Raw genomic sequence first — 7,610 nt, forward strand, 5'->3', positions numbered from 1 at the left:
GGCCAGCCAGGAGGACGTGAAGGTCCGGCGGATCATGGGCCACCTGCCCAGCCGCGCGGCGGACAACCTGTTCTGGCTGGGCCGCTATGTGGAGCGCGCCGAGGCGACGTTGCGGCTGGCGCGCAGCCTGTGCACCAGCCTGATGGATTCCGAATCGGCGATCCACGGCGCCGGCGAGACGCTCACCTGCCTGCAGCAGCTGCTGATCGACTGGGGCGCGATCGACGAGGACCGTCTGGGCGGCCCCGCCCTGCAATCGGCGCGCGAGGCCCTGCACGACCAGAAGGCCTATGGCTCGGTGATCTATCTGGTGCGCGCCGCCCGGCGCACCGCGGCCAGCATGCGCGAGCGGCTGTCCGCCGATTTCTGGGCCCTGTTGCTCAACCTGGAGAGTGAACTCACCGAGGGCGCCCAGGCGCCGCTGTCGGAGGCCGAGGCACTGCAGCAGGTGGAGAGCGCGCTGCAACTGCTGGCCGCGCTGGCGGGCCTCGCCCAGGAGAACATGAACCGCGTGGCCGGCTGGCGCTTCCTGGACATGGGCCGGCGGATCGAGCGCGGCGTCAACACCTGCCGGATGACCCGCACCTTCGCCCATGAGGGCGCGACCACCGACGACCTCGACCTGCTGCTCGACCTGGCCGACAGCCAGATCACCTACCGCGCGCGGTATCTGGTGGGCCTGGCGCTGACGCCGGTGCGGGACATGGTGATGCTGGATCCGTTCAACACCCGCTCCCTGGCTTTCCAGGTCGAGACCCTGAAGGCCCATCTGGCGGTCCTGCCCTCGCTGCTCGCCGACGGCATGCTGGAGGAGCCGAACCGGATCCTGCTGCCGCTCGCCGCCGAGGTCGAGACCGCCGACGCCGCCCATCTCGAGGCGCCGAAGATGCTGGCCTTCGAGCGGACCCTGCTGCGGCTCTCCGGCGCGGTCGCCGACCGCTACTTCCTGCAGGGGGCCAAGGCCGTCCCGACCCTCAAGCTCGCGGGCCTGGCGTGATCTACGCGCTGCGCCATCGCACGACCTACAGCTACGAGGAGCCGGTCACCTTCGCCCGCTGCGTGCTGCGCCTGGCGCCGCGGGACGCGGCGACCCAGACGGTGCTGGCCAACGCCATCGCGGTCACCCCGCGGCCCTCGCAGACGCGCGACGGGACCGGCCCCTTCGGCGAAAAGACCCGCACGGTGGTGATCGACAGGCCGCACACCACCCTGGTCATCGAGGCCAACTCCCGCGTCGATGTTCACGCCCCGCCGTCGCCCGATCCCGCCGGGAGCGCGGCCTGGGAAACGGTGCGCGCGCAGAGCTATGAGACCCGCGATCTCGGCCCGGAAGGTCCGGCGTCCTACCTCTATCCCACCCGCCGCACCCCCGACGCCCCGCCGATCACCGCCTATGCCCGGCAGAGCTTCGCCGCCGGGCGGCCGATCCTCGAGGCCGCCGCCGAGCTGATGGGCCGCATCCACGCCGACTTCACCTACGACCCGGAGGCGACCACCGTCTCCACCCCCGCCGTAGAAGCCTTCGAGGCGCGCCATGGCGTCTGCCAGGACTTCGCCCACGTGATGATTTCCGGACTGCGGGGCCTGGGCCTGCCGGCGGCTTACGTCAGCGGCTACCTGCGGACCCTGCCGCCGCCCGGCAAGCCCAGGCTGGCCGGCGCCGACGCCACCCATGCCTGGGTCCAGGTTTGGTGCGGCCCGGCGGCGGGCTGGATCGGCCTGGATCCGACCAACGCCATCCTGGTGGAGAACGACCACATCGTGCTGGCGGTGGGTCGCGACTATTCCGACGTGGCCCCGATCGACGGCATCATCCTGGCGCCGGGCGTGCAGACCCTGAAGGTCGAGGTCGACGTGATCCCCGAGGATCCCGCGCCCGCCAGGCTGCGACAGGCCGGCCTGGTCGGTTTCGTCGGCGGCGGCGGCGGCTGACCGGCGGCCCATGCAGGTTTTCATCGACGCCGACGCCTGTCCGGTGAAGGACGAGACCTACAGGGTCGCGGCCCGCTACGGCCTCGTGACCACGGTGGTGTCCAACAGCTTCATCGCCATTCCGCCGTCGAAGCTGATCGCCCGGATGATCGTCGACGCCGGACCCGACGTGGCGGACGACTGGATCGCCGATCGGACCGAACCCGGCGACATCGTGGTGACCAACGACATTCCCCTGGCCGATCGGGTGCTGAAGGCCGGCGGCGTGGCCATCGCGCCGAACGGGCGGCTGTTCACGCCCGACTCCATTGGCGGCGCCCTGGCGCAACGCGCGATCCTGGAGCACATCCGCTCGACGGGCGAGATCACCGGCGGGCCGAAGCCCTTCGCGCCGGCCGATCGTTCGCGTTTCCTGCAGGCGCTTGACCAGGCCGTGAACCGCGAGCGGCGGCGCGGCCGGCCGGCCTGAAACCTTCGGCGTCCTGGGGTCTTGCATCGCCGCCGCGTTGCGGGGATACCGCCTTCGCCCGCCCGTCGCCCTTGGGTCGGTCGATCTGTTGAGTTTGAGGAGAGTTCGCGCATGCGCCGCCTGGGTCTGACGCTCGCCGCCACTGCCATCGTCGCTCTGAGCGCCTGCAGCAAGGCCCCCACGACGGCGCCTGCCGGGCCGGCCGCACCGGCGGCGCCCGCCGCGCCGATGAGCGCGGCCGACAGGCAGGCCGCGCTGGCCAAGCTGCCGGCTCCCTACAACACTGCCGACCTGGCCAACGGCGAAGCCAAGTTCGCGCTCTGCTCGGCCTGCCACACCCTGGCCGCGGGCGGCCCGTCGATGACCGGCCCGAACCTGCACGGCGTGTTCGGGCGCAAGGCCGCGAGCCTCGCCGGATTCACCTATTCCGAGGCCCTTAAGGCCACGGGCTGGACCTGGGATGCGGCCCGCATCGACAGCTGGATCGCCGACCCGAAGGTGGCCGTCCCGGGAACCAAGATGACCTTCGCCGGCCTGAAGGATCCCAAGGACCGGACCGACGTGATCGCCTATGTGATGATCGGAACCGGTTTCCAGCCCTGAGTCGCCTGCCGCCGGCGGCGGCGCCCCACCATCGCCCCCGACGGGCCTAATTCTCAACCTTCACTCTCAACCTTGACGGGTGAGTCGCGGGCGCGCATCGTAAGAGCGCCGACCTGGACGCTTGATCGCCAGGCGGCGTGGCGCCGGCTTGCCCCCAATGTGTCGGCGCGACCGCGGCCCAGGCTCGGCGTCCCCCACGTCCCTTCCTGGCAGCCCCTCTTGGCCTTCCCCCTCGACGGGGAAGGCCATTTTGGCGGACGACCCTGGACGCGAGGCCACCCGGCGCTACTCCGCGAAGTTGGCGAGCCGGGCCTTCTCAGCGTCCTCGAAGGCCTCGATGCGCCGGGTCGCGGCCAGCGGTGACTTGGTGAATCTCGCCAGGAGGTTGTAGAAGACCGGCACCACGAACAGCGTCACCAGGGTGGCGAAGATCGCGCCGAAGAAGATGGTGACGCCGATGGTCTTGCGGCTCTCCCCGCCCGCCCCGCCCCAGACGATCAACGGGATGGCGCCGGCCGCCGCCGAGATCGAGGTCATGATGATCGGTCGCAGCCGCAGAGAGGCGCTTTCGATCACCGCCTCGCGGATCGACAGGCCGTCGTCGCGAAGCTGGTTGGCGAACTCGACGATCAGGATTCCGTTCTTGGCGGCGATGCCCACCAGGATGATCAGTCCGATCTGGCTGTAGGTGTTTATCGTCGAGCCGGCGATGAGGAGCCCGAACAGCCCCCCAAGGGCGGCCACCGGCACTGTCAGCATGATCACCGCCGGATGGATCCAGCTCTCGAACTGCGCGGCCAGGACCAGGAAGACCAGCAGCAGCGCCAGGCCGAAGGCCAGGCCCACCGAGCCGCCAGCCTCCAGATAGTCCCGCGCGGTCCCGCCCCATTTGTAGTTCAGGCCGGTCGGTCGTTTCTTGATTTCAGCCTGGAAGAACGCCACGGCCTGCCCCACGGTATAGCCGGGGTTCAGCTGCACCGAGAGCGTGATCGCGCGCTGCCGATCCACCCGAGAGCGGCTGGGGGTGTCGCCGCGCACCCGGGTCTTGGTCAGCGCCGTCAGCGGGACCAGCGAGCCTGCATTGGTTCGCACATAGACCTTGGAAAGGTCCTGCTCATCCTGCCGTTCGGCCCGGTCGGTCTGCAGGATGACGTCATATTCCTGGCCGGCCCTGATGTAGGTGGTGGCTTTCTCCGAGCCGAACAGGGCCTGCAGGGCGCGTCCGACCGATTGCGCGGAGACGCCGAGCGAGGCGGCCTTTTCGCGATCGATATCCACAAGCACCCGTGGACTGGTGGGTTCGTAGTCAATGCGCGGCCGGGCCAGGCCGGGATTGTTCCGCGCCGCTACGAACAGCGGCTGAACGATCGCATTGATCTCGGGGTACTCGTTGCCGAGCACGATCAGATCCATGTTGCTGCCGCCGCCGGGCCCGCCGCGCTGAAGGCTGGGCCGGACCGAGGCGATCACCCGGGCCGACGTGATCGCAGACAGGTCCTTGTTGAGCTGGGCGGCAAGGTCCTGTGAGGTGATCTTGTGCTTCTTGTCGTCGGACATGACGGCGTTGGCGGTGCCGGTATTGTACTGCGTGCCGCCGAAGCCGGGCAGCGAGACGGTGTAGCGGTCGATGGTCCGGTTGGCGATCAGCTGCTGCAGGCGGTTCTCGACCTTCTGGGCCGCCTTGAGCGTGTAGTCGTAGCCGGCGCCTTCGGGGGCCTGGATGCTGATGTCGACCCGGCCGCGATCCTCGTTGGGCACCAGCTCCTTGGGCAGGGCGCTGAACAGGAAGGCCGCTGCGCCGGCCAGGGCGAGCACCAGCGCCGCCGCCGATATGGAGGCCGACCGGCGCCCCAGGAGGCCATCGAGCGAGGCGTGGTAGGAGATTCTCAGTCGGCGCATCGCGGCGTCAACCTTGCGCGCCAGCCATCCCTCGGAGCTGGCCGGCCGCAGGAGCAGCGACGCCAGCATCGGTGACAGGCTCAGCGCCAGAATCGCCGAGAACGCCACCGCCGCGGCGATCGCCACAGCCAGTTCGACGAACAACCGGCCGATGTAGCCCGGCATGAACATCAGCGGCGCGAACACCGAGATCAGCACCACGGTGGTGGCGACGACCGCGAAGAACACCTGCCGCGCCCCGCGCTGGGACGCGACGACCGGCGGTTCGCCCTCGTCGATCCGTCGCTGGATGTTTTCGACCACGACGATGGCGTCATCGACCACCAGACCGATCGCCAGAACCAGGGCCAACAGGGTCAGAAGGTTGATCGAGAAACCCAGCGGCGCCATCACGATGAAGGTCGACAGGATGCAGATCGGCGCCACGATCGAGGGGATCAGAGCGGCCCGCCTGGTCCCCAGAAACAGGAAATTGACCAGCGCGACCAGGCCAAGAGAGATCGACATGGTGATCCAGACTTCCTGGATCGCGTGCTTGGTGAAGGCGGAGAAATCGATAGCCACCACCAGTTTTGTCCCCTTCGGCAGGGTCTTGTTGATCTCGGCGACCGCCTTGTAGACGCCCTGGGAAATCTCCAGGTCGTTGGCCTGCGACTGGCGGGTGACCGCGATGCCCACTTGGTCGACGCCGTTGGAGCGGAACAGCCGACGCCGCTCGTCGGGGCCTTCCTCGACGCGGGCGATATCACCCAGACGCGTGACATAGGCGTCCGACGCCGCGGCGCTCGCGCTGCTGGCGATGGTCGTGCGCGCACCCGATGCCGCGCCGGCGCCGGCCGAGGTTCCGCCGATCGCCGCGGAAGTGGTCGTCGCGGCGCGGGCCGCGGCGTTGACCGGGACGATGGGCAGCCGGGCGAACTCGGCGGGCGTCGCATAGCCCCGCGCGACCCGAATCGTGAAGTCCTTCGCCGGCGCCTCGAGCGCGCCGGCCGGCAACTCCAGGTTCTGACTGGCCAGCGCGGCCTCGACATCGTCCACGGTGATCCCACGCGCCGCCATGGCGCTCGGGTCGAGCCAGATTCGCATCGAGTAGCTTTGCGCCCCGGCCAGCCCGACCGTCGCCACCCCGGGAACGGTGGACAGCCGTTCCACCAGGAAGCGGTTGGCGTAGTCCGAAAGCTGCAGTCGATTCTGGGTGGTCGAGATCAGGTTGAGGAACAGGATTGGCTGGGCGTCGGCGTTGGCCTTGGCGATCTGCGGCGGGTCGGCCTGGACCGGCAGCTGGGCGATGACCCGGCTGACGGCGTCGCGCACGTCGTTGGCCGCCTCGTCCAGGTTGCGCGCCAGGGTGAAGGCTATGTTGATCCGCGAGACGCCGTCGCGCGACGATGAGGAGACCCTGTCAATCCCCTGGATGCCCGAGACCTGCCGCTCGATCACCTGGGTGATGCGTTCCTCGACCACCTCGGCCGACGCGCCGCGATAGGTGGTCTGGACCGAGACATTGGGCGGATCGACGCTCGGCAGTTCGCGGACCGGCAGGGCGGTGAACGACGCCAGGCCAACGACGCAAAGGATGATCGCCGCCACCGCCGCGAAAACCGGCCGCCGGACAGAAAGGTCGGAGAGCATCATGCGCCCGGCCGCGCCCCCGCCACGGCCGGACGGCCCGCGCCCTGGCTGCCGGGAGGGACGCCGGGACGCCGCTGGCCCACCACCCGCACCGGCTGACCGGGCTGAATCTTGTTCAAACCGTCGGCGACGATCCGGTCGCCGGCTTTGACCCCATCGATGATCTCCACGAGACCGTCCTGGCGCAGACCCGTGACCACCGGCCGCTGCTCGGCGACGGTGCGCTGGTCCATCGAATGGAGCACATAGACGAACGCGGAATCGCCCTGCACCGAGACCGCCGATTCCTGGGCGGCCAGGCTCTGGCGTTGGCCCTGGGCGAGACCAACCCGGACCATCATGCCGGGCTTCAGCTTGTGAAGCGGATTGGGAAACTCCGCGCGCGCGGTGATGGCGCGGGTGCGCTCGTCGATGCGGGAATCGAGCATGGCCACGCGGCCGTGAATGGTCGCGCCGGGATAGGCGTCGACCGTGGCGGTGATCGCCTGGCCCTGGCGCAGCTGGGCGAGGTAGCGTTCAGGGACCTGGAAATCGACGCGGATCGTGGAAACGTCATCGAGCGTGACGATCGGCGCGCCCGGATTGACCAGAGCGCCGGGGGCCACGTCGGACAGCCCGACCACACCGGCGAACGGGGCGCGGATCATCCGATCATTCTGCCGCGCCTTGGCGGCCGTGACGTTGGCCTGCGCCGAGCGCCAGGCCGCTTCGAACTGGTCAAGCTGAGCCTTGGAGGCCCAGCCTTGCTGATTCAGCGTCCTGTACCTCTGAAAGGCGCGGTCGGCTTCAACCAGGGCCGCCTGCGCCTGAGCCAGGCCCGCGTCCTGTTCCGAGTTGCGCAATTCGACGAGGACGGCGCCGGACCGCACCGACTGGCCGTCGGTGAAGCGGACCTTGTCCACCAGCTGGGTGGTCGCCGCGGTCAGGGTCACCGACTGGCGACCCTTGGCGACCCCCAGCACCTCAAGCTGGTCGGTGAAGGCGTGGGTGAAGATCGAGGTCGACGAGACCTGCGCGGGACCGCCGAAGGCGCCTGCGCCACGCCGGTCCGCGGCCGCGCCACCCCGGCCGGCCC

The 7,610-nt window shown here is 69.5% G+C and carries 6 protein-coding genes; 4 read left to right on the forward strand and 2 right to left on the reverse strand.

All coding sequences use genetic code 11. From position 1 onward, the window contains the following. From RMN86_RS05055 to RMN86_RS05070, 4 genes are all read left to right on the forward strand, one after another. A partial coding sequence (locus RMN86_RS05055; RefSeq protein ID WP_309604742.1) for an alpha-E domain-containing protein occupies nucleotides 1-997 on the forward strand: 997 nt, incomplete at its 5' end. Further along, nucleotides 994-1,932, forward strand: coding sequence for a transglutaminase family protein (locus tag RMN86_RS05060; protein WP_309604743.1), 939 nt, complete (start codon nucleotides 994-996; stop codon nucleotides 1,930-1,932). The genes RMN86_RS05055 and RMN86_RS05060, both read left to right, overlap by 4 nt. Nucleotides 1,933-1,942: 10 nt before the next feature. Next, nucleotides 1,943-2,401: a YaiI/YqxD family protein gene (locus tag RMN86_RS05065; protein ID WP_309604744.1), complete on the forward strand. Its 459-nt coding sequence runs from the start codon at nucleotides 1,943-1,945 to the stop codon at nucleotides 2,399-2,401. A 111-nt stretch (nucleotides 2,402-2,512) separates the two neighbouring features. After that, entirely contained in the window at nucleotides 2,513-3,004 is a 492-nt protein-coding gene (locus RMN86_RS05070; protein ID WP_309604745.1) for a cytochrome c family protein, read from the forward strand. 285 nt (nucleotides 3,005-3,289) lie between these two features. Here the strand turns inward: RMN86_RS05070 and RMN86_RS05075 are convergent, their stop codons facing one another. Both RMN86_RS05075 and RMN86_RS05080 read right to left on the reverse strand, forming a co-directional pair. After that, entirely contained in the window at nucleotides 3,290-6,535 is a 3,246-nt protein-coding gene (locus RMN86_RS05075) for an efflux RND transporter permease subunit (protein WP_309604747.1), read from the reverse strand. Next, nucleotides 6,535-7,610, reverse strand: a 1,076-nt coding sequence (locus RMN86_RS05080) for an efflux RND transporter periplasmic adaptor subunit (protein WP_309604746.1), incomplete at its 5' end; no start/stop codon positions are given. The genes RMN86_RS05075 and RMN86_RS05080, both read right to left, overlap by 1 nt.

Origin of the sequence: Phenylobacterium sp. (assembly GCF_031360265.1) — a bacterium.
GTDB lineage: Bacteria > Pseudomonadota > Alphaproteobacteria > Caulobacterales > Caulobacteraceae > Phenylobacterium.

What these genes read in the sequence shown, in the direction of transcription:
- RMN86_RS05075 (WP_309604747.1), bottom strand. Translation starts at nt 6,535, where the DNA reads ATGCTCTCCGACCTTTCTGTCCGGCGGCCGGTTTTCGCGGCGGTGGCG.
- RMN86_RS05070 (WP_309604745.1), top strand. Translation starts at nt 2,513, where the DNA reads ATGCGCCGCCTGGGTCTGACGCTCGCCGCCACTGCCATCGTCGCTCTG.
- RMN86_RS05065 (WP_309604744.1), top strand. Translation starts at nt 1,943, where the DNA reads ATGCAGGTTTTCATCGACGCCGACGCCTGTCCGGTGAAGGACGAGACC.